This is a genomic window from Arsenicibacter sp. R0_47 (assembly GCF_057652235.1).
This window is the reverse complement of record NZ_JBYFCJ010000026.1, coordinates 82,471-103,691: the sequence shown is the minus strand read 5'-3', so window position 1 is coordinate 103,691 and position 21,221 is coordinate 82,471. Positions and strand designations below refer to the sequence as shown.

Genomic DNA, 21,221 nt, shown 5'->3' with positions numbered 1-21,221 from the left:
GTTTTAGGTCTGCTTAGTTGCTGCATGATCTTGCGAAGTTAAGCAAGTTCACTGTGCCGATAAATTAGACCATCTCAGTATTGATAAACAATAGGTTGCCATTAAAGTCTTCTTGAAAAGCTTTGCCAGCCGGTATGCCATGCTGTTTAATCATTTTACTGGCCTTCCTCAGTATAGGTGCGCTGTTTGGCGGAGCCATTTTAATCGTTTCTCCAGTGACAACCTAATTGGGTGCCACTGGAGATGTTGAATCAATCGCCGTTCACTGATTTGTTAGTCTTGGGCCTCATACTGTTCATTGTATTCGGCGTAGCCCCTCTGTTGGACATTGTTTGAACTACGCCTGTGCGAAAACGATGTCCTGTTCTAAGAAGATCAATCGCTACTAATATCGTTCTGCATCATCATGATTACCGGAAAACCGTAGCGTTTTAAATCTGATAGCTGTTGCGTGTCATAAAAAACTGATTGCATACTGGTCAGAGACCGGCTACTGCACGAGCGTAGAGTACACTACGCTCAACGAGCGGTCATACACAAAACCATTAGACGGACACCTCGCTAAATAAGCGCAACCGGTTCATTTTGCCGGTAGACAGGAGGGTGCGGGAAAGTTTGGCTGAAAGATAAAATCAAATTTGACATCCGCTTAATACCATTTACCCGGGATCGTTTGTACGTCTCCTTAACTTCTATGGAAACAACGCTGAATAACCTGTCACGACGCGACTTTCTGCGTCAGTCTTCCCTTGCAACCGCCGGTCTGGTGGCGGCATCTCCTCTGACAACCCTCGCCGCGCCGATGGCCAAACGTAAAGTGGCTATGGTCGGTACCGGCCACCGCGGCACGAGCATGTGGGGTACGCCGGTCGTCAGGGAGTTTGCGGATATCATTGAGTTTGTCGGCTTGTGCGATAAAAACATCGGCCGCGCCGAAACGGCCAAAAAAATGCTGGGCGTGTCCTGTGCGACCTATACCGACTTTGAGAAAATGATGCAGGAAACCAAACCGGACCTGCTCATCGTAACGACTGTAGACGCGACCCACGACGAATTTATCATCAAGGGTATGGAAATGGGGGCCGACATCATCACCGAAAAGCCCATGACCACCGACGAAACCAAGTGCCGGGCGATTCTGGATGCGGAAAAGCGGACGGGCAAAAAAGTGACCGTAACCTTCAACTACCGTTACTCGCCGCACCGCCAGAAAATCTACGAACTGCTGCGTGAAGGGGCCATCGGCAAGGTTACGTCGGTCGATTTTCACTGGTATCTGGATACCCGCCACGGGGCCGACTATTTCCGGCGCTGGCACCGGCTGCGCGAAAACAGCGGATCGCTGTGGGTTCACAAGGCGAGTCACCACTTCGATCTGCTGAACTGGTGGCTGGAGTCGGAACCGGAGTCGGTCTATGCGCAGGGTGCACTGGAAAACTACGGCAAAAACGGGCCGTTCCGCAGCACAAACTGCCGCGCCTGCCCGCATAAATCAGACTGTAACTACTACTGGGATATTACCAAAGATAAGCGGTTGACGGCACTGTACGTCGATAACGAAAAATACGACGGCTACCACCGCGACGGCTGCGTATTCAAAGAGGATATCAATATTTTCGACAAAATGGCGGCAACGATTCATTATGCCAACGGGGTAAATGTCAGCTACTCACTGACAACGTACTCGCCGTATGAGGGCTACCGGATTGCTTTTAACGGCACCAAAGGCCGTCTGGAGGCGTGGGTCAAGGAGTCGGGCAAAATGACCATTGAGCCGTATGACGAGCTGATGCTGTCGAAAAACTTTGGCGAGGTCGAGTACATTAAAGTACCGCAGGCCGAAGGCCACGGTGGCGGCGATGCCCGGCTGCGGGACAAAATCTTCCGGAATCCCGGCGCGAAAGACACCTTCCGGCAGGCCGCCGGCAGCCGCGACGGAGCCATGGCGATTCTGGTCGGCATCGGTGCCCGCAAAAGCATCCAGACCGGTCAACCCGTCCGGATCGAAGACCTGACGGGACTGAAACCGCTGGCTGTCAAATCGTAACGTGGAGGATAACGGGAATTGTATGGCACCAACCGTAGAGACGCAACATCTTGCGTCTCCTTTGTTCAGGTTCAGAACGTTATTTAGGCGGGTAGAGACGCAACATCTTGCGTCTCGTTTATCGAGGTTCAGAACGTTATTCGAGACGCAAAATATTGCGTCTCTACTGGTGATGTGGCTGGTCGTGTCCGGTAACGCGGCATGGGCATCGTCCGTCATTGATCTGAAAGGGCAGTGGCGGTTCCGGACTGATGCGGCGGATAAGGGTGTGGCGGGCCGGTGGTTCGCCGGTAAACTGCCCGAAACCATTAAACTGCCCGGCTCTATGGCCGAAAACGGCAAGGGAAATGACATTACGCTCCAAACCAGATGGACGGGCAGCATCTACGACAGTTCGTGGTACTTTAACCCGCGCATGGCGAAGTACCGGCAGCCGGAAAACCTGAAATTTCCGTTCTGGCTGACGCCGGTGAAGGAATATGTCGGCGCCGCCTGGTACCAGAAAGACGTGACCATTCCCGCCAACTGGACAAATCAGCACGTTGAACTGTTTCTGGAACGACCGCATACGGAAACCCGCGTCTGGATCGACGATGCCGAGATCGGGATGCAGAACAGCCTGGTGGCCCCCCATGTGTTTGACCTCACCGGTAAGCTACCGCCCGGGAAACACACGCTGACCATCCGGATCGATAACCGGATCAAAGACATCAATGTCGGCAAGGACTCGCACAGCCTGACCGACCATACGCAGGGCAACTGGAACGGCATTGTGGGCCGTATGGAATTACAGGCCATGCCGCCTGTCCGGGTAGACGATGTGCAGGTGTATCCTGATCTGAAACAAAAACTGGCGCGGGTGAAGGTGACAATCAACAGCCTGAACCCCAATGCGGCCGGTACCGTCCGGATAGCAGCGTCGGCGTTTAACACGGCGAAAAAGCATGTCGTCGCACCGGTTTCGCAGTCGTTTACGCTGAACGGTACCTCCGCAACCCTGGACATCGTCTATCCGATGGGCGACGGCCTGCTGACGTGGGACGAGTTTGATCCGGCGCTTTACCAGCTACAGGTCCTTGTCCGGTCGGGTCAGCAGGAGCACCGGCGGGCGGTACAGTTCGGAATGCGGGAAATCGGCATTCAGGGGACGCGGTTTACCGTCAACGGCCGGCCGGTTTACCTGCGCGGGACGGTCGAAAACTGTGATTTTCCGCTGACGGGCTATGCCGCCATGGACGTACCGGCCTGGGAGCGTATTTTCCGGATTGCCAGACAATACGGTCTGAACCATATGCGCTTCCACTCGTACTGCCCGCCCGAAGCAGCCTTTATCGCTGCCGACAAGGTCGGGTTTTACCTGCAACCCGAAGGGCCGAGCTGGTGCAACCACGGCACGTCGCTGGGCGATGGCAAACCCGTTGACAAGTACCTCTACGACGAAACCGACCGCATGGCCCGATCGTATGGCAACTACGCCTCGTACTGTCTGCTGGCCTATGGCAACGAACCCGCGGGCCGCAACCAGGCGAAGTGGCTGGGGGCCTTCTGTACTTACTGGATGGCCAAAGACCCGCGCCGGAAATACACCGGCGCGTCGGTAGGGATGAGCTGGCCGCTGGTGCCCGAAAACGAATTTATGGTTAAGTCGGGGCCCCGCAACCTGCCCTACGACAAACTTCCGGAGAGTACCGGCGATTACCGCTCAAAGCTGGAAGGCTTTACGGTACCTTACCTGACGCACGAAATGGGGCAGTGGTGCGCAACGCCGAATTTCAAGGAAATCAAAAAATACACCGGCGTGTACCGCGCCCGCAACATGGAACTGTTTCAGGAAGACCTGACCGACCGGGGCATGGGCGACCAGGGCGATCAGTTTCTGATGGCTTCCGGTAAGTTGCAGGTACTATGTTACAAGCAGGAAATTGAGCGGTCGCTCCGGACGCCCGGCGGCGCGGGGTTTCAGTTGCTGTCGCTGAATGACTACTCGGGGCAGGGAACGGCGCTGGTCGGTTTGCTGGACGCCTTCTGGGACGAGAAAGGCTATGTCAACGCGAAGACGTTCAGCCGGTTCTGTAGCGAAACAGTGCCGCTGGCACGACTGCCGAAGTTCGTATACCGGTCGGATGAGACGATGGAGGCAGCGGTAGAACTGGCCCATTTCGGGAGACCCCCGCTGACCAATGCACGGCTTACCTGGACACTGACCGGTCCGGCCGGAAAGGTGGTGGGACGCGGGGCCTTTGCGCCACAGTCGTTTTCCATCGGTACGAATCAGCCGGTCGGGACGGTCAGTGTACCGCTGGCCGGTATGCAGCAGGCCACAAAGCTCACGCTGGAGGTTTCTATGCCGGGCACGGCGGTTGCCAATAGCTGGGAGGTCTGGGTCTATCCGGCAACCCCGCCGGCCTTAGCCGAAGACGATATTTATGTGACAACAACCCTGGACGAAAAAGCGGAGACCGTTCTGAAAAACGGGGGGAAGGTATTCCTGCAGGCGGCCGGGAAAATTGAAAAAGGCAAGGAGGTGGTGCAGCATTTCCTGCCGGTATTCTGGAATACATCGTGGTTTAAGATGCGGCCGCCGCACACGCTCGGGTTCGTGGTGAATCCCGCACATCCGGCATTTGCGCAGTTCCCGACCGACCCGCACAGTAACCTGCAATGGTGGGAGATTGTGCATAAGGCACAGGTGATGAACCTCGAAGATTTTCCGGCGTCGTTCCGGCCGATTGTACAGCCCATCGATACCTGGTTTCTGAACCGGCGGCTGGGCATGATTCTGGAAACAAAGGTAGGGGCGGGGAAACTGATGTTGTGTAGTGCCGACCTGCTGAGCGACCCCGACCACCGGATCGTTGCCCGTCAGCTGTTCCGGAGCCTGCGGGCCTACATGCAGACCGCCGCTTTTAACCCGGAAACATCGGTAGATTTAACAACAATCCGCGCTTTGTTCAACAGCCCGTCCCGCGATACCTTCAAGGCATTTACGGCCGATAGCCCTGATGAACTGAAGAAAAAGCCGGATGTAAAATAAACTGAAAAAACACATGAAAACACTGAAAACGTTGCTGGCGATTGCGCTGATCGCCGTTGTCTGCTCTGCGAATGCCGCCACAAAGGGCGATGACAAAAAAGATGTCGAACAAGCCGTTGAAAAACTGCGGCAGGGCATGCTGAACGGCGACCGCGCCACGCTGGAATCGGTAGCGGCCGAGGAACTGAGCTATGGCCACTCCAACGGCCGCGTCGAAGACAAAAAGGAGTTTGTGGAGGCGTTTGCCAGCGGTACATCCGATTTCAAAACCATCGAACTGACCGAGCAGACCGTTACGGTGTCGGGTAATACGGCCTGGGTGCGGCACAAACTGTACGGCGAAACCAACGACAAAGGCGTACCGGGAACGGCTAAAATCGCCATTCTGACGGTTTGGGTCAAGCAGAAAGGCAGCTGGAAGCTCTTTGCCCGGCAAGCCGTTAAGATTTAGTATTGTTTTACCACATAGCCACATCCGAAACACAAAGAGAGTGAAATCTATGTTTTCTATGTGGCTATGCGGTGAACGAGTCAATTGTTAATCAGTGAGTTTAGTGTATGATTCTTCTTTGTCTTTCGTTCTGGCTGACGCTCTTTAGTGCACCGGATCCGGCGTGGGTAAAGCAGGTGGGTGCCCGTCAGCAACCAACCCGCAAAACCGTTTTTCTGACCAACCAATACGGTGCCGTAGCCGATGGTAAAACGCTGGCCACCAACGCCATTCAGCAGGCAATCGACGCTTGTGCGGCCAAAGGCGGCGGCGTGGTTTCCTTTCAGCCCGGGCAATACCTGACCGGTTCGCTGTTTCTGAAGAAAGGCGTTACGCTGCGGATTGACAAAGGGGTCGAACTGCTCGGCAGCCAGTCGCTGGCCGATTACCCCGAAATCGACACCCGGATTGCGGGCATCGAAATGAAATGGCCCGCCGCCCTGATCAACGTACTGGGGCAGACCAACGTGGCCGTGGTGGGCGAGGGGACCGTTAACGCACAGGGCAAACCGTTCTGGGACAGCTACTGGGCCATGCGGAAAGAATACGAGCCGAAAGGCCTGCGCTGGATCGTTGATTATGACGCCAAACGCCCGCGTACGCTGCTGGTGGCCAACTCGTCGGATGTGACGCTGAAAGACATTACCCTGCAACAGGCCGGTTTCTGGACAGTTCATATCCTGTATTCCGACCACGTAACGGCCGATGGTCTGGTGATTCAGAATAACATCGGCGGTCACGGCCCAAGCACCGACGGCATTGACATTGACTCATCGAGCTATGTACTGGTGCAACACTGCGACATCGACTGTAACGACGACGATTTCTGCCTGAAAGCGGGCCGTGACTGGGACGGACTCCGTGTAAACCGGCCAACCGAATACGTACTGATCCGAGACTGCATTGCCCGTGCGGGCGGGGGGCTGATTACCTTTGGCAGTGAAACGTCGGGGAGCATCCGGCACGTAATTGCCCGGAATCTGAAAGCCAAAGGTACCGGCGTCGGTATCCGGCTCAAATCGGCCATGACGCGGGGCGGCACCGTGGAGGACGTTTCGATGGAAGACATTACGATGGATGGGGTCGGTACCGCCATTGAGGTAACCATGAACTGGAATCCGAGCTACAGCTATTCGACCTTGCCGGCGGGCTATACCGAAGCCAGCTTACCACCTCACTGGAAAGCCATGCTGCAAAAAGTCGAACCGGCCGAACGGGGTATTCCACACTTCCGCGATGTCCGGATTACCAATCTGACGGTATCGGATGCCAAACGGGGGATCCGGGCCGAGGGCTCAGGACAGTCGTTGCTGGAAAACTTCCGGTTAGATAACGTGTCTATCAACGCTGCACAGGCAGGTAGTATCGAGTTTGGCAAAGACTGGATTGTCAATAAAGTCAGCATTTCCGGTAAAGACAGCAAACCGCTGGAGGTGAAAAAAAGCACCGGAGTTGCGTTTTAAATTGGCTTTCCGGTAAGTTACGGCTAATTTTCGGCCCTAATCGAAGCGGCATGGAACTAACGGCGTACCTGAACGAACTGGTCTCTCTCTCTCCCGAACTGGAACACGAACTGGATCAGGCGGTTGTCCGTGACGTTTTTCCGAAGCGGCACAAGCTCCTGCTGCCCGACAATACCTCGCAGAAGGTTTATTTTATCGAACAGGGCCTCGCCCGTACCTACTACATCAAGCCCGACGGCAAAGATGTGACCCATCATTTTATTCTGGAAAACTCCTTCTTTATGGCCATCGAAAATATTTTCTATGGCCGGACGTCTCCCTATGGCTTCGAACTGCTGGAAAAATCGGTGGTCCGGTCTATACCCTATGCCGATCTTGAAAAGCTGATTGACCAGCACGATAAGCTGGAAAAAATAATGCGGACACTGCTGATCCAGACGCTGAAAACCTTTTCCGACCGGTTGTATGCCCTCCAGTTTCAGTCGGCGCAGGACAGGTATAATACGTTGCTGGCGCAGTATCCGTCCATTCTCCAGCGCGCTCCGTTAGGCCATATCGCATCGTATCTGGGCATTACCCAGCAGACCCTCAGCGTAATACGCGCGCAACGTTAACCGATCCGCGTCATTCAGCCAGGAGCAGGACCTTACAATAAATTTTAGCTTACCTTCAGGTTATATACTGATTTTTTAATCCAGATGAAAAGAAATCAGGGCCGCTGATTAGTCTTTTGTATGACTAATTGGATAGGCTATGAAAACGATTCATCCGGTAAAAACAGTCCATTATCTATACATCACCGACGAGTCAGGGATCGGTGATGTGTTTCCGGCTATCAAACAAAATCTGGTCGGCCATCCCTCGACTCACGTATCCCTGATCTATGCGTCAGGGGCATCGGCGCACGTCTTTGCGCCCGAGCTGCACATTCTGTCCCGTCACTTTCCGACTCAATTCATTCCAGCGCTGGTGATTGATCCCGAAAACCGGTTTGATCATCAGGCAACCATTGAAACCATGCTGAACGCCAACACCCGCGACCAGTTGAAGATCCGTGTGGCCGGACAGCCTGAATTTGTGTCGGTGGTCCGGGATCAGCTTCTGTTTTTAGGAATTAAGAAAGAAACCATACATCTCCATTTTTTAAGATAGATGAAAAGAAAGCAGTGTTTCATCTGTCAATTTTGCATCATCATTCTTCGACGTATTAATCGCTATGAAAAGCCAGAAACTCTATATCGCGCTGATCGCTACGGCACTGGTAAGTGGCTGTCAGACAAAGGAAACAACAACAGAGGTAAAGGAAACGGCTATTCCGGTCGTTACGGAACAGGTCAGCCGCAGGCAGGTCAACCGCACTACCTCCATCAGCGGCAACATTGAAGGCAGCCGCACAGTCCGGCTGGGCTTTATGGTTGCCGGTAAATTGAACTTTATCGCGGCCGACGAAGGGCAGGTTGTCCGTAAAGGTCAACTCTTAGCTAGTCTCGACCCGACCAACTACGGCATCGCCAAGGAAATGACCGATGTGCAGGTGGCGCAGGTCAGCGATGAATTTAGCCGCCTCAAACTGATGCACGACCGTAACAGCCTCAGCGACGCCGATTTTGCGAAGGTCAACTTCGGGCTGCAACAGGCAAAAGTGCAGCAGAAACTACAGGCCAAAAACCTCTCAGACACAAAATTATATGCACCCATCAGCGGGGTGATGCTGAAAAAACTGGCCGAAACGGGCGAAATCACCGGTGTGGGCACGCCGCTGTTTGTCGTATCAGACATCAGCAAGGTCAACGTCAATGCCTATATCCCGGAAAGCGAGCTGCATAGCATCAAAATCGGGCAGCCGGCCACCGTCCTGGTGTCGTCGCTGAGCCAGACCTTTACCGGCCGGGTAAAAGAAGTCGGTTCGGTGGCCGACGTTACCTCACGGGCGTTTACGGTCAAAATTGAACTGCCGAACCCTAAAGGACTGATCCGGCCGGGTATGATCGCCGAAATCACGCTGAAATCCAATCAGCCGGTTGAGCGCCTGTTGCTGCCTGCCGAAGCCATTCTGCACGATACCGACAGCCAGAGCTATGTTTTCGTGGTCGATAAAGGGCAGAAAAAAGCCTTCCGCCGCAATGTGAGCGTAGGCCAGCTGGTCGACAACAAAATTGAAGTGACTGCCGGTCTTTCACCGCAGGAAATCGTGGTTACGGGTGGTCAGCAAAAGCTCACCGATGGTTCTTCTGTCAGCCTTTCTAATTAATCAACGTCATGAATTTCGTTCAAGCTTCTTTAAAATATAAACAGGTCACGCTGTCGGTGCTGCTGTTAGTGTTTGTGCTGGGCGTTTACTCGCTGCTGACGATGCCACGGCGCGAAGACCCTAAAATTACCGTACGTCAGGGCCTGGTGCTGGCCTTTTATCCGGGCGCAAACTCGGCGCAGGTAGAGGATCAGGTGACCAAAAAGCTGGAGCAATACCTGTTTCAGTTTGAAGAGGTCCGGAAAGATAAAACCTATTCGACCACCCGCGACGGAATGGTGGTGGTGAATGTCGAACTGGGTGAAAATGTAAAGAATCCGGATGTGTTCTGGAGCAAACTGCGCCATCAGCTGCTGGTGGTCAAAAGCCTGGAACTGCCGCAGGGCGTGCGGGGGCCGATCGTGAACTCCGATTTCGGCGATACTGAAGCCCTGGTGATCGGCATTGAAAGCGATCAGGCCAGTTTCGCGCAGCTGAAACAATACGCCCAAAAGCTGGAAGACAACCTGCGGACCATTCCGGCCGTGTCGAAAATCAAACGGGTCGGCGATCAGCAGGAGCAGATTACGGTTTCGTCAAACTCCGAAAAATTGGCGCAGTATGGCGTTGATATGCAGCAGGTTGTGGAAGTGTTGCAATCGCAGAACACCATCGGGGCCACGGGCTCAATCGATACCAAATCGCGGAAAGCCCCGCTCTATACCAGCGGCTATTTTACCAGAGAAAATGAAATCGCCAATCAGATTGTCGGGGCCTCAAAATCAGGGGCTATTGTCCGGTTGGGCGACATTGCTACCATCCAGCGCGAATATGTGGAGCCGACCAGCCGCATTACCGTTAACGGCCACAAGGCCCTGATTCTGACCGTGCAGATGCACGAAGGAAACAACATTGTGAATTTCGGAAAAGCAGTTGATCAGAAAATTGCCGAAACCACAAAGCTGTTCCCTGCCGATGTGACCCTGACCACGATTGTGAATCAGCCGCAGGTCGTGGGCCACAACGTATCGCACTTTATCGACGAGTTTTTCCTGGCCATTTTCTCGGTGGTTGTGGTGGTGGTACTCTTGTTGCCGTTCCGCATTGCGTCGGTAGCGGCCATGGCCATTCCGATGACGGTGGCGGTGACGTTTGCGCTCATGCACGCCTTTGGCATCGAGCTGCACCAGGTATCACTGGCGGCCCTGATTGTGGTACTGGGTATGGTGGTTGATGATGCGATTGTGATTGCCGATAACTACGTCGAACTGCTGGACGCGGGCGTTGAGCGCTGGACGGCAGCGTGGCGCAGTGCGAGTGATCTGGTAGTGCCGGTGCTGGCGGCTACCGTTACGATCATTGCATCGTTTATGCCGATGATTCTGCTGACCGGTTCGGTCGGCGAGTTTATCAATGCTCTGCCGTGGACGGTTGCCATTGCGCTGGCCTCGTCGTTTATCGTCGCGATGGTCCTGACGCCATTGCTGTGTTATGTCTTCATTAAGAAAGGCTTACACGATCCGGATGCGGTTAATGAACCGAAGAAAACGTCGCTGCTCGATCGCATGCAGAACGGCTACAACGCCTCGCTGGATTGGGCGATCCGTCACCCGAAACTGACCATTGGCCTGAGCCTGATTACCATCGTCTTTGCCGGACTGCTGTACACCGGCGGGGTGCGTCAGAAATTTTTCCCGGCTGCCGAACGCAACCAGTTTGTTGTTGAACTCTGGATGCCGACCAGTACTAGTCTCGACAAAACCGAAGCGGCTATTAAAAAGGTCGAAAAGCTGATTCAGAAAGACGACCGCGTGACATCCTTTGCCACGTTTGCCGGTACGAGTGCTCCGCGTTTTTACTATAACTTTTCGCCGGAAGTGCCGGTCAGCAACTACGCTCAGATTCTGGTGAACACCACGGATGAGCACACGACGGAGGCGCTGGCGGATGAATTACAGGATAAGGTAGAGGCTATTATTCCGGAAGGACGGCCGCAGATTAAACTGCTGCAACAGGGTCAGCCCCTCAAGGCGCCGGTGGAGGTCCGGATCATCGGCGATGACATTAACCGCTTGAAAACCATTAGTCAGGAAGTAGAAGGTATCGTGAAGAAAGCGCACGGCAGTGCCCTTGTCCGCAATGATTTTCAGGAAGACTATTACGGCATCAGCATTCAGCTGAAAGACGAAGCCAGCCGCCTCGGGTTTACCACGTCGAGTATTTCGCAGATGATTTACACCGGCTTCAGCGGGGCACCCATTACGACTCTGTACGAGGGCAACAACGCCATTGATGTGGTGTTCCGCCTGGATAAGCAGAACCGCGAAACCACCGACGATCTGGGCAATACCTACCTGTCGTCGCCGGTTACGAACGGACGGGTACCGCTCCGGCAGATTGCGGATCTGGTGCCGCGCTGGCAAACCGGTCGCATCATGCACCGCAACGGCGTCCGTACGCTGACGGTGCAGAGCGAAACCGGTAAGGGTGTGCTGCCGGCCGAACTCCTGAAGGAAATCCGGCCGGCTATCGACCAGATTCAGCTGCCGGCCGGTTACCGGATTGAGTACGGCGGCGAGTTTGCCAACAAGCAGGAGACGTTCAGTCAGATGATTACAGTACTGGTGATCAGTCTGGTCCTGATTTTCTTTATCCTGCTGTTCCAGTTCCGGAACCTCAAGGAGGCGGCCATAGTCATGCTGACCATTCCGCTGAGTTTGTTCGGAGCCTTGTTCGGGCTGTATATCACCGGCAACAACTTTGGCTTTACCGCCTTTGTGGGCCTGATCAGTCTGTCGGGTATTGTGGTCCGGAACGCGATCATTCTCGTGGATCATACCAACGAACTGATGCACCACGGGATGGACATCCGGACGGCAGCCATTGAGTCGGGCAAGCGCCGGTTGCGGCCTATTTTCCTGACCGCGTCGGCGGCGGCCATCGGGGTGTTGCCGATGATTCTGTCGGGGTCGCCGATGTGGAGCCCGCTGGCGAGCGTCATTGCCGTCGGGGTACTCTGGTCGATGGTCATGGCCCTGCTGACGGTGCCGGTTCTGTATATCGCCTGGGTTAAGCCGTCCGACAAGAAAGAGATCCTTGCTGCCCAAAAACAACCTGTTCACCATGTATAACACGTCGAAACTATATATCAGCCTCGGCATCATGGGGATGCTGACGGCCCATCCGGCCACCGCCCAGCAGGCGGGACGCCAGCCTGAACAGATCAGCTTACAGAAAGCGATTGATCTGGCGCTGCAAAATAACCGTGGTCTGGCGATCCGGAAACTGCAGGTTGCTGAAAAGCAGGCGAAACTGAAAGAGGACGAGGTCAAAAAGTACCCGTCGGTAACGGTCAACTCCACCTATCAGTACAATGCCAACACCGGTTCGCTGGTGATTGATCAGGGATCGTTCGGGGTGTTGCCGCTGAATGCGACCACGCAGGTGCCGTTGCCTAACGAAACAAAAACATTTAATCTGGGGCAACACCATACCATCAATGCGGGGATCATGGCCTACCAGCCGATTACCCAGCTGGGCAAGGTAAAAACCGGACTGGCCATTGATCAGACAGACATTCAGGTGTCGGAGCAGGAGCGGCGCAAGGCGGCCCTGCAAATCCGGCAGGCGGTGGAGCGGCTGTATTATGGTCTGCTGATCAATCAGCAGCAACAGACAGAAGCCGCGTCGAAACTCGATGTGGCAAAGCTGAAACTGTACGATGTGGAAAGTGCGTTGGGGTCGGGCAAAACCATCAACGTCAGCAAGGCCGGTTTGCAGGCCAACATTGCCGACGAGGAGCAGAACCTGCTGAAGCTGGCGATTCAGCGCGAAGACTACGAAACGGATTTGAAACGGCTGACCGGCATCAAAGCTGATTCGCTGGTACTGGCCGGTGTCGAGTTAACGCAGATCGCCGTGCCGTCACTGGACTCAGTGGCTATGTCGGCCCTGCGCAACAACGTCGATATTCAGCTGGCAACGCTGGGACAACAGAAAGCGCAGCTGGGGATTAAAGCCGCGCAACAGAGCTACCGGCCCGATGTGGGCGTACTGGCGGGGTATACCTACCAGCAGGGCAACCTGATTTTTCCGGTCAACAACCCGTATGTGGGCGTAAACCTGAAATGGAACCTGCAGGACCTCGTGGCCAACAAACAGGTGATGACCCAGCGCAATCTGATCCGGCAGCAGGCACAGGAAAACCTGCTGAATACGCAGGAGCAGGTGAGCAGCGATCTGGAGAAGGCCTACCGGAAAATAAGCCAGGCCAGGGCGCTGATCGACGTGGCGCAGAAAGCCGCCCGATACCGGACTGAAGAGCTCAAGGTACAGCAGGACCGGCAGGCCGCGGGCCTGAACCTGAAATCGGATTTGCTGACGGCTCAGTCGAATCTGGCCAAAGCGCAGGTTGACCTTCTGGCCGCGCAACTGAACTACCAGCTGGCGATTCTGGATGTGAATCTGCTGACGGGAACCCTGTAGAGACGCAATATCTTGCGTCTCATGGCTGACCATTGTGTTATAGTATAGTTTTGGGGTGATGTTGGTGTTGGAGACGCAAGATATTGCGTCTCTACCGCGACCATAGGGTTATATTATTGTTTTCGGGTAATGTTGGTGCTGGAGACGCAAGATATTGCGTCTCTACGTGTTGTGGCCAGCGTATTGGCAACGGCCCATAAGTAAGTAAATAAACGCTTCCGCTTTATTGATACGTATCGACGCACCGTTTCCGGGCGTCCAAACCCTTACTTACTTCATGGACCAGTTCAATCTTAATCGTCGTCAGTTTATTCAGGGGACGACCGCTTCCCTGGCGCTCACCGCCATGGGCGCACAGGCGACAGATGTTACAAAGCCGATGAAAACCTACCGCGTAGCCCTGATCGGGACCGGCTGGTACGGCAAAAGCGACCTGTTCCGCCTGATTCAGGTGGCCGATGTCGACGTTGTCGCGCTTTGTGATGTGGATAAAAATATGCTGGATGCAGCCGGTAAACTGGTGAGCCAGCGGCAGAAATCCGGAAAAGTCCCGAAACTGTACGGCGATTACAAAAAACTGCTCGCCGAAAATCAGCTGGATATTGTCCTCATCGGCTCGCCCGACCACTGGCATGCGCTGATGGCGATTGATGCGGTGAAGGCGGGTGCGCACGTATATGTGCAGAAGCCGATCAGCGTTGACGTGATGGAAGGTGAGGCGATGGTAGCTGCCGCCCGTAAATACAACAAGGTGGTGCAGGTCGGGACGCAGCGGAAAAGTACGCCGCACCTGATCGACGCCAAAAAGAACATCGTAGACGCCGGTTTGCTCGGCAAGGTGTCGCACGTCGAAATGTGCTGCTATTACCACATGCGCAATAACGGCAATCCGCCGGTGGTGGCTGTGCCGGATTTTCTGGATTACAACATGTGGACGGGTCCGGCCCCGCTGCGGCCCTACGACGGGCTGCCGCACATCCGTTGGTGGCGGACGTTTAAGGAGTATGGCAACGGCATCATGGGCGATATGTGTATCCACATGTTCGACACCGTGCGCTGGATGCTGAAGCTCAGCTGGCCGCAAAAAATCAGCTCAACGGGTGGTATTTATGTCCAGAAAGAAGGTAAGTCAAATATCGAAGACACACAGACGGCCATTTTCGAATATCCGGAGCTGAACTGCGTGTGGCAGCACCGCACCTGGGGAACCCCGAACAACCCGGATTATCCGTGGTCGTTTACGCTCTATGGCGAAAAAGGAACGCTATGGGCCAGTACGATGAGCTACGACTTTATCCCGCAGGGCAAAGGCGACAAGATCCACAAGGATGTTGTCTACGAAAAAGAGAAATATCCGGAAGACCTGACCGAAGAGCGGATTGAGCTGAACGCCGCTCCGGCCACCCGCCTGCACATGCTGAATTTCCTCGAAGCGATTGAAAAGAACGGCCGCCCCGTGGCTGACATCGAAGAAGGACACATTTCAACGGCAAGCTGTCTGCTCGCCAATCTGTCGATGCAGCTTGGCCGGCCGCTGGTCTATGACCCGCAGAAGCGCGAAATCGTCGGCGATAAAGAGGCAACCAAACTCCTGCAACGCCCGTACCGCGCGCCGTGGGTACACCCCGATCCGAAGAAGGTATAAATTTTTTTAAACCACAAAGACGGGAAGTCAGGAAGCGGCACAAAGAAAATTTCTTTAAAACTTGGTTCTCCTTTCCGACTTCGTGCCTTCGTGGCAGCTTTAAAAATATAACCACAAAGACGGGAAGTCAGGAAGCGGCACAAAGAAAATTTCTTTAAAACTTGGTTCTCCTTTCCGACTTCGTGCCTTCGTGGCAGCTTAAAAAAAATAACCACAAAGATGGGAAGTCGGGAAGCGGCACAAAGAAAATTTCTTTAAAACTTGGTGCACCTTCCCGACTTAGTGCCTTCGTGGCAGCTTAAAAAACGAAATGAAAAACCGAATTCTTTTCCTGCTGCTGTGGCTGGTAACCACCTCGCTGCATGCCCAGCGCACCTTTACAAATCCGGTCAAAAACTCAGGTCCTGACCCCTGGGTAGTGCAGAAAGACGGCTGGTATTACTACATGAATACCACCGGCCGCAACCTGACGCTCTGGAAAACCAAAAACATGGCCGATCTGGCCACGGCCGAACACAAGGTCATTTATACCCCGCCGCCCAAAGAGCAGTATTCCCGTGAGCTGTGGGCACCCGAAATTCACTTCATCCGCGGGAAATGGTATGTCTATTTCGCTGCCGACAGCGGCCGGAACGTGAACCACCGGATGTGGGTGGTCGAAAACGATTCGCCGGACCCGATGCAGGGAACCTGGGTACTGAAAGGCAAACTCACGGATCCGGGCGATCACTGGGCCATTGACCTGACCGTCAAAGAGTTTAAAGGCAAGCTGTACGCCGCCTGGTCGGGTTGGGAGGGGCCAATCAACGGCCGCCAGGATATTTACATCGCCGAACTCGAAAACCCGTGGACGATGAAAGGTGACCGCGTCCGGCTGTCGAAGCCGGATCTGCCGTGGGAAATGCACGGTGATGTACCGCAGGAATGGCAGAAAAACGGCGAAGTACCGAAGGTATTCGTCAACGAAGGCCCTGAGTTTCTGGAACACGACGGCAAGCTGTTCCTGATTTATTCGGCCAACGCCTGCTGGCTGGATTACTGCCTGGGCATGTTGCAGTATACCGGCAAAGGCAGTCTGACGGACCCGAAAAACTGGAAGAAATCGCAGACGCCTGTGTTTGTGCAGGCGCCTGAAAACAATGTCTGGGCACCGGGTCACGGGGGCTTCTTTACCTCGGCTGACGGCAAACAGAGCTGGATGATTTACCACGCCAATCCGTCGGCGACGGATGGCTGCGGCAACAAGCGGGCACCGCACATTCAGCCGTTTACGTGGAATGCCGATGGCACGCCGAACTTCGGCAAGCCCCTTGCCAAAGTACCGATGGCCGCACCGACAGAATAAAGGAGCTTTTGACAGGATTACAGGATGAACAGGACAGTCTATATCCTGTTCATCCTGTAATCCTGTCGACGTTTAAAATCAATAATTTATCCAGTCGTAAATTAATATTTCAGCCGCGCTATTTTGCCGTCCATGGTCGTAACCAGCAGTTCGCGTTTGCCCAGCGGCCAGATGCGGTTCACCATCGCATTCGACAGCTTGTGGACCCACGCCACCTGCTTCGTCGGCTTATCAATCGCATACACAGCCCCGTCGTCGGTCGGCACGTAGAGGAAGTTATCCAGCTCGGCTACCGGCGACGGACTGATTTCGTAGCCATACCGGCAATTGACGAACCAGCTGCCTTTGCCATCCATCGACGCGGTCGGAATGGCCCATACCGAATCCTGCATGCACTTCACATAAATCAGCGCCTTGTCGGCCGATACGCCGATGGACTCAAACCCCTTGTGCTCGCTGGTTTTCCAGATTTCCCTGCCCGTTTGTGCGTCGATGGCCGTTACGGTGCGGTCGGGTGTCTGGATAAACAGGCGGTTGTTGACGAGTACTGGTACACAGGCTGCCGGCGAAAAATTCCGGAGCTTGTTGTTGGTCCAGGTCCAGACCAGGTCACCGGTTGCCTTGTTGAGCGCATACAGGCTGGAGCCCCACGAACCGATGTAAACGTTGTGTTTGTCGGCCACCGGCACCGACTCGATAAATCCGTTGATGCCGCCGAACGCCCAGAGCGGCGATCCGTCTTTGAGCGACAGCGCGCGGAATTTCCCCTCCGAACTACCGATAAACACCCGTTTGCCATCAATCAATGGAGAAGCAACGATGGGTTTGCCGGTTTCCTGTTTCCAGATGAGGGTGCCGGATTTGCGGTTCAGGCAGTAGACAACCCCGTCGGTCGAGGCCACGACAACGTGGTTTCCGTCGATAGCGGGGGTGGAGTAGACCTTGCCGCCGGTCGCGAATTTCCAGACTGTATCGCCGGTTTTGGCCGACAGCGCCACAATGTAGCCCTGCGTGTTCGGGTAAATACAAAGCCCTTTCGCCTCCGTAATACCGGCTCCGACATCACTGCTATCCTGTTTCTCCCAGACTGCTTTAACGTTGCTGTACGTAGTGTTAGCCTGAAAGTCAGGGCGGGGGTAGGTTTTGGTTTCGTTGGCAAACCGGTGGTCACGCAACGGGATTGTCCGCCAGACCGGTTTGGTTTCGCCGCCCGGCGTCCGTTCCTCAAACGTCATGATGTCGTTCTGAATCGTCACCAGGTTATAACCGCCGACAGCGTCTTTGGCGCGGAGGTTCGACCGGCCCATCGTGCCCGGAATACCTTCATAGTCCATGGCGCGGTTGGCATGGCCGTGGCCGCACATGGCCGCCTGAATATTAGTCTTTTTCAGCTCGTCGATCATCAGGTACCAGTTGGCCAGCGATTCATCGAGCGGGTAATGGTTCATGAAAATAACCGGCTGGTTTGTCCCTTTCAGCTGCGCCACCTCCGACCGGAGCCAGAGCACGTCCTCACGGGCCACCAGCCCCGGCGACATCCGCATGTTGGGACCGCTGCCGCAGCCAATGAAGCGGTACTTACCGAAGGAAAACGAAAACCGCTCGGCCCCGAAGAACTTCCGGAAGCTGTTGCAGCCGTTTTCCGACCATTTGGTGTCGTGGTTGCCCGGAAAAATATACCACTTCTTGTTCAGTCCATCGATGATCTGTTTCGCCTGCCGGAACTCTTCGTCGGAGCCATAGTCGGTCACGTCACCGGTAAAGACCACAAAATCAATGTCGGTCATGTTGTTCAGGTCAGCCACGGTGCGTTGCAGGTCTTCAGCGGCGGTAACCGGTGCACCCACGTGCGTATCCGTCACAAAGGCAAAGCGGATGGGCCGTTCGGCCGGCGTCTGGGCCACCGACAAGCTGAGAGACAGGCAGAAAGATAGAAAAAGGAAAAGGAGTGCTTTGGTATGCATAACGCTTGATAAAGTAATTCACATGAGGCGGCTGATAAACGGTTTGTCACGTATATGCCCGATGTGGTTGCAAGTTAAGAAAATGCTGACCCGAATCCTTTTCTCTACGCTCATTCTGATGGCTGTCTGCACGGCGACGGCTACTGCTCAGCGCCGGCCGCCGGTGCGCCGGTCGCCGGTACCGGTTATTTTCGACACCGACATGGGGCCTGACTATGACGATGTGGGGGCTATTGCCCTGTTACATGCCCTCGCCGACAGCGGGCAGGCCCAAATTCTGGCGACCGTCGCCAGCACCACCTACCCGCGGGTGGCAGCGGTGCTGGATGTGTTCAACACGTATTTCAAGCGTCCGCGTATACCCATCGGCGTGCCCAAAGGCGCGGCGGTAAACGAAGGGGATTTTCAGCATTGGTCCGATACGCTGGTGGTTCGCTACCCGCACCGGATCACTCAAAACGAGCAAGCGGCCGATGCCGTAACCGTTTACCGGCAGGTACTGGCCCGGCAACCCGACCACAGCGTCACGATTGTCACCGTTGGCTTCCTGACCAATCTGGCTAACCTGCTGGCCTCGCCCGGCGACCGGTACTCACCGCTGACCGGACGGGAGCTGGTTGCGCGGAAAGTGGCCCGGCTGGTGAGTATGGCAGGATGGTTTCCCAACGGCCGCGAGTTTAACGTGCATAAGGATGCCGGTGCTTCTCAGCAGGTGTTCGGGCAGTGGCCGACGGAGATCATCCTGAGCGGGTTTGATATCGGGAAGGAAATAAAAACGGGCTTGCCGCTGGTGCAGAATCCGGCCATTAGGAACAGTCCGGTTAAGGATGTATTTGCCATTTGCCTGCCCAAAGCGGAAGGCGACCGCCATGGGCGCATGAGCTGGGATCAGACCGCCGTGCTGGTCGCCATTAAGGGCACCACGGGTTACTACACCCTGAAACCGGGGCGGATGCGGGTGGCCGCTGACGGATCAAATACCTGGGATGAGCAGGGGAAGGGCCATTTTTACCTTGTTCCTGCCATGCCGGTACCGCAGGTGACGGCCATCATTGACCGGTTGATGCAGCACCAGCCTGCCGGAAAATAGGAAACTGAACGAAGCTGGAGGCCAGTGGTTTAGGGGTAAACGCTGCCGGCTGGCAGTACAACACCAAAACCTTTTCCCTGTACCACTATGAAACGTATCTCAATCTGGGCACACCGCCATACCTTGCCGGCAATCGGCCTGATCATTCTGTTTGAAATCCTGAATGCGCTGCTCGGCGTGACAATCGGAGCCGGTGTCTGGGCCGCAGAACAACCGGCAGGGGGACTGTCGCCCTGGTTGCTGCACGGACTGGTGGTGGTGCTGGTCGGGATTGCCGCCGGCATGCAGGACTACGGAAAAATCGTCGGACCGTTGTCGCGCCGGATGAAGTATGCCGGTCTGTTCGGGGTATTTACGCTGAATTTATGCCTGTTTATGGCTTGTGGGGCGATTTGGGCAGAGCGTTCGCAGACCCTGCACCCGTCGGGCGGACTGGGCAGTTACAGCCGTATCGAAACCGCCGGCGATTCGGGGCGGACCGTTGGCGCTACGGAAAACGATTATATCCGTGAAAAGGCGTTGCGGCAGGAAACGAAGCACAACGTGTTCCGGAACAGGCTCCGCCGCGACGATACACCGGCCGGCCAGAACCTGACCGGTACCCGCATCGGCTACATTTTATTATTCCTATTGGGCCTTACGCTGGCCTATTTCTCGGTGCCGCTGGCCTGCGGGCTGCTCTGTGCCGAAAAAGCGTTTCTGGCCGCACTGGTGTTTTTATTGGGTACGGGCGTGCTTTCGGGCGGCATCTATTTCCTGATCCGCGCGCTGAAACCTGACCTGAAGCTATACCGCGACATGGCCCGCGACGAACGAAAACGCGAAGGCCGCCGCTATTTCCGGACCTGGCTGGCTACCCTTGGCGGCGTGGTATTACTGGGACTGCTGGCGTCGGTGTTGTAAAAAAGGATTGTGATAGGTCGACGAATGCCGTGACTAAGGATTTATCGTTTAGTGCCCGTCTGCCGGCGGTAGCTTAACCTACCGCCGGCAGAAAATACCTGGCAGCTTTACGTAGCATCGCAGTATCCTTTGTTGTCGGTTTTCATATTCTGAATACCCCATTGATACATACTGTCAATTATGGGCAATAAGGTTTTGCCATAGTCGGTAATGGTGTATTCGACTCTGGGGGGTATTTCGGGGAAAATTACTCTGTCAATAATGCCGTCCGCTTCCAGTTCTCTTAATTGGTTGGTCAACGTCTGTTTACTTATTTCGGTTATATTTTTCAGTAATATGCTATAGCGGTTTCTACCCGTTCTGATCATATGGATAATACTTGGCTTCCATTTTCCGCCAATAATATTCATACAATACACCACCGGACAATTACCGGGCATAAACTCTTTTGTCTTCCTGATTACTGTATTTTCCATTAGTCTATTATGTTAGCCTATACACATTAATATTGCCAATACAGGTTAT

General features: G+C 54.7%; 15 protein-coding genes. 13 read left to right on the top strand and 2 right to left on the bottom strand.

Annotated elements, in window-relative coordinates; translation table 11 throughout:
- The first annotated feature begins 694 nt into the window (after positions 1-694).
- The 11 genes from AC23NW_RS28520 (at position 695) to AC23NW_RS28470 (ending at position 16,739) form a co-directional block, all read left to right on the top strand.
- Positions 695-2,047, top strand: coding sequence for a Gfo/Idh/MocA family oxidoreductase (locus AC23NW_RS28520; RefSeq protein WP_293843260.1), 1,353 nt, complete (start codon positions 695-697; stop codon positions 2,045-2,047).
- A 172-nt stretch (positions 2,048-2,219) separates the two neighbouring features.
- A complete protein-coding gene (locus tag AC23NW_RS28515; protein WP_487453854.1) occupies positions 2,220-5,081 on the top strand; it encodes an exo-beta-1,4-galactosidase in 2,862 nt (953 codons plus the stop codon).
- A gap of 13 nt (positions 5,082-5,094) precedes the next feature.
- On the top strand, positions 5,095-5,532 hold the full coding sequence (locus tag AC23NW_RS28510) for a nuclear transport factor 2 family protein (RefSeq protein WP_293843263.1): 438 nt from the start codon (positions 5,095-5,097) through the stop codon (positions 5,530-5,532).
- Positions 5,533-5,639: 107 nt separating this feature from the next.
- Positions 5,640-7,034, top strand: coding sequence for a glycoside hydrolase family 28 protein (locus AC23NW_RS28505; RefSeq protein WP_487453852.1), 1,395 nt, complete (start codon positions 5,640-5,642; stop codon positions 7,032-7,034).
- A 50-nt stretch (positions 7,035-7,084) separates the two neighbouring features.
- On the top strand, positions 7,085-7,648 hold the full coding sequence (locus AC23NW_RS28500) for a Crp/Fnr family transcriptional regulator (protein WP_293843267.1): 564 nt from the start codon (positions 7,085-7,087) through the stop codon (positions 7,646-7,648).
- Between the two features lie 139 nt (positions 7,649-7,787).
- The gene (locus AC23NW_RS28495) at positions 7,788-8,186 is read left to right on the top strand and encodes a ferredoxin reductase domain-containing protein (protein WP_487453850.1); all 399 of its coding nucleotides are present in this window, start codon (positions 7,788-7,790) and stop codon (positions 8,184-8,186) included.
- A 64-nt stretch (positions 8,187-8,250) separates the two neighbouring features.
- A complete protein-coding gene (locus AC23NW_RS28490) occupies positions 8,251-9,285 on the top strand; it encodes an efflux RND transporter periplasmic adaptor subunit (RefSeq protein WP_487453848.1) in 1,035 nt (344 codons plus the stop codon).
- A gap of 8 nt (positions 9,286-9,293) precedes the next feature.
- Positions 9,294-12,395, top strand: coding sequence for an efflux RND transporter permease subunit (locus AC23NW_RS28485; RefSeq protein ID WP_487453846.1), 3,102 nt, complete (start codon positions 9,294-9,296; stop codon positions 12,393-12,395).
- Positions 12,388-13,749 (top strand): TolC family protein, encoded by a 1,362-nt coding sequence (locus AC23NW_RS28480; RefSeq protein WP_487453844.1) that lies wholly within the window; start codon positions 12,388-12,390, stop codon positions 13,747-13,749. The genes AC23NW_RS28485 and AC23NW_RS28480 overlap by 8 nt, the downstream gene beginning before the upstream one ends.
- Before the next feature lie 277 nt (positions 13,750-14,026).
- Positions 14,027-15,394: a Gfo/Idh/MocA family protein gene (locus AC23NW_RS28475; protein WP_487453842.1), complete on the top strand. Its 1,368-nt coding sequence runs from the start codon at positions 14,027-14,029 to the stop codon at positions 15,392-15,394.
- A gap of 310 nt (positions 15,395-15,704) precedes the next feature.
- Positions 15,705-16,739 (top strand): glycoside hydrolase family 43 protein, encoded by a 1,035-nt coding sequence (locus AC23NW_RS28470; protein WP_293841336.1) that lies wholly within the window; start codon positions 15,705-15,707, stop codon positions 16,737-16,739.
- 101 nt (positions 16,740-16,840) lie between these two features.
- On the opposite strand, the gene AC23NW_RS28465 is transcribed toward AC23NW_RS28470, so the two are convergent.
- Positions 16,841-18,703, bottom strand: a complete 1,863-nt coding sequence (locus AC23NW_RS28465; RefSeq protein WP_487453840.1) for an outer membrane protein assembly factor BamB family protein — start codon at positions 18,701-18,703, stop codon at positions 16,841-16,843.
- A gap of 82 nt (positions 18,704-18,785) precedes the next feature.
- Here AC23NW_RS28465 and AC23NW_RS28460 point away from each other — a divergent pair, with 82 nt between their 5' ends.
- On the top strand, positions 18,786-19,793 hold the full coding sequence (locus tag AC23NW_RS28460) for a nucleoside hydrolase (RefSeq protein ID WP_487453839.1): 1,008 nt from the start codon (positions 18,786-18,788) through the stop codon (positions 19,791-19,793).
- Between the two features lie 87 nt (positions 19,794-19,880).
- Entirely contained in the window at positions 19,881-20,696 is an 816-nt protein-coding gene (locus AC23NW_RS28455) for a hypothetical protein (protein WP_487453837.1), read from the top strand.
- A 107-nt stretch (positions 20,697-20,803) separates the two neighbouring features.
- Here AC23NW_RS28455 and AC23NW_RS28450 read toward each other — a convergent pair whose 3' ends face one another.
- Positions 20,804-21,172, bottom strand: coding sequence for a winged helix-turn-helix transcriptional regulator (locus AC23NW_RS28450; protein ID WP_487453836.1), 369 nt, complete (start codon positions 21,170-21,172; stop codon positions 20,804-20,806).
- Positions 21,173-21,221: the final 49 nt, after the last annotated feature.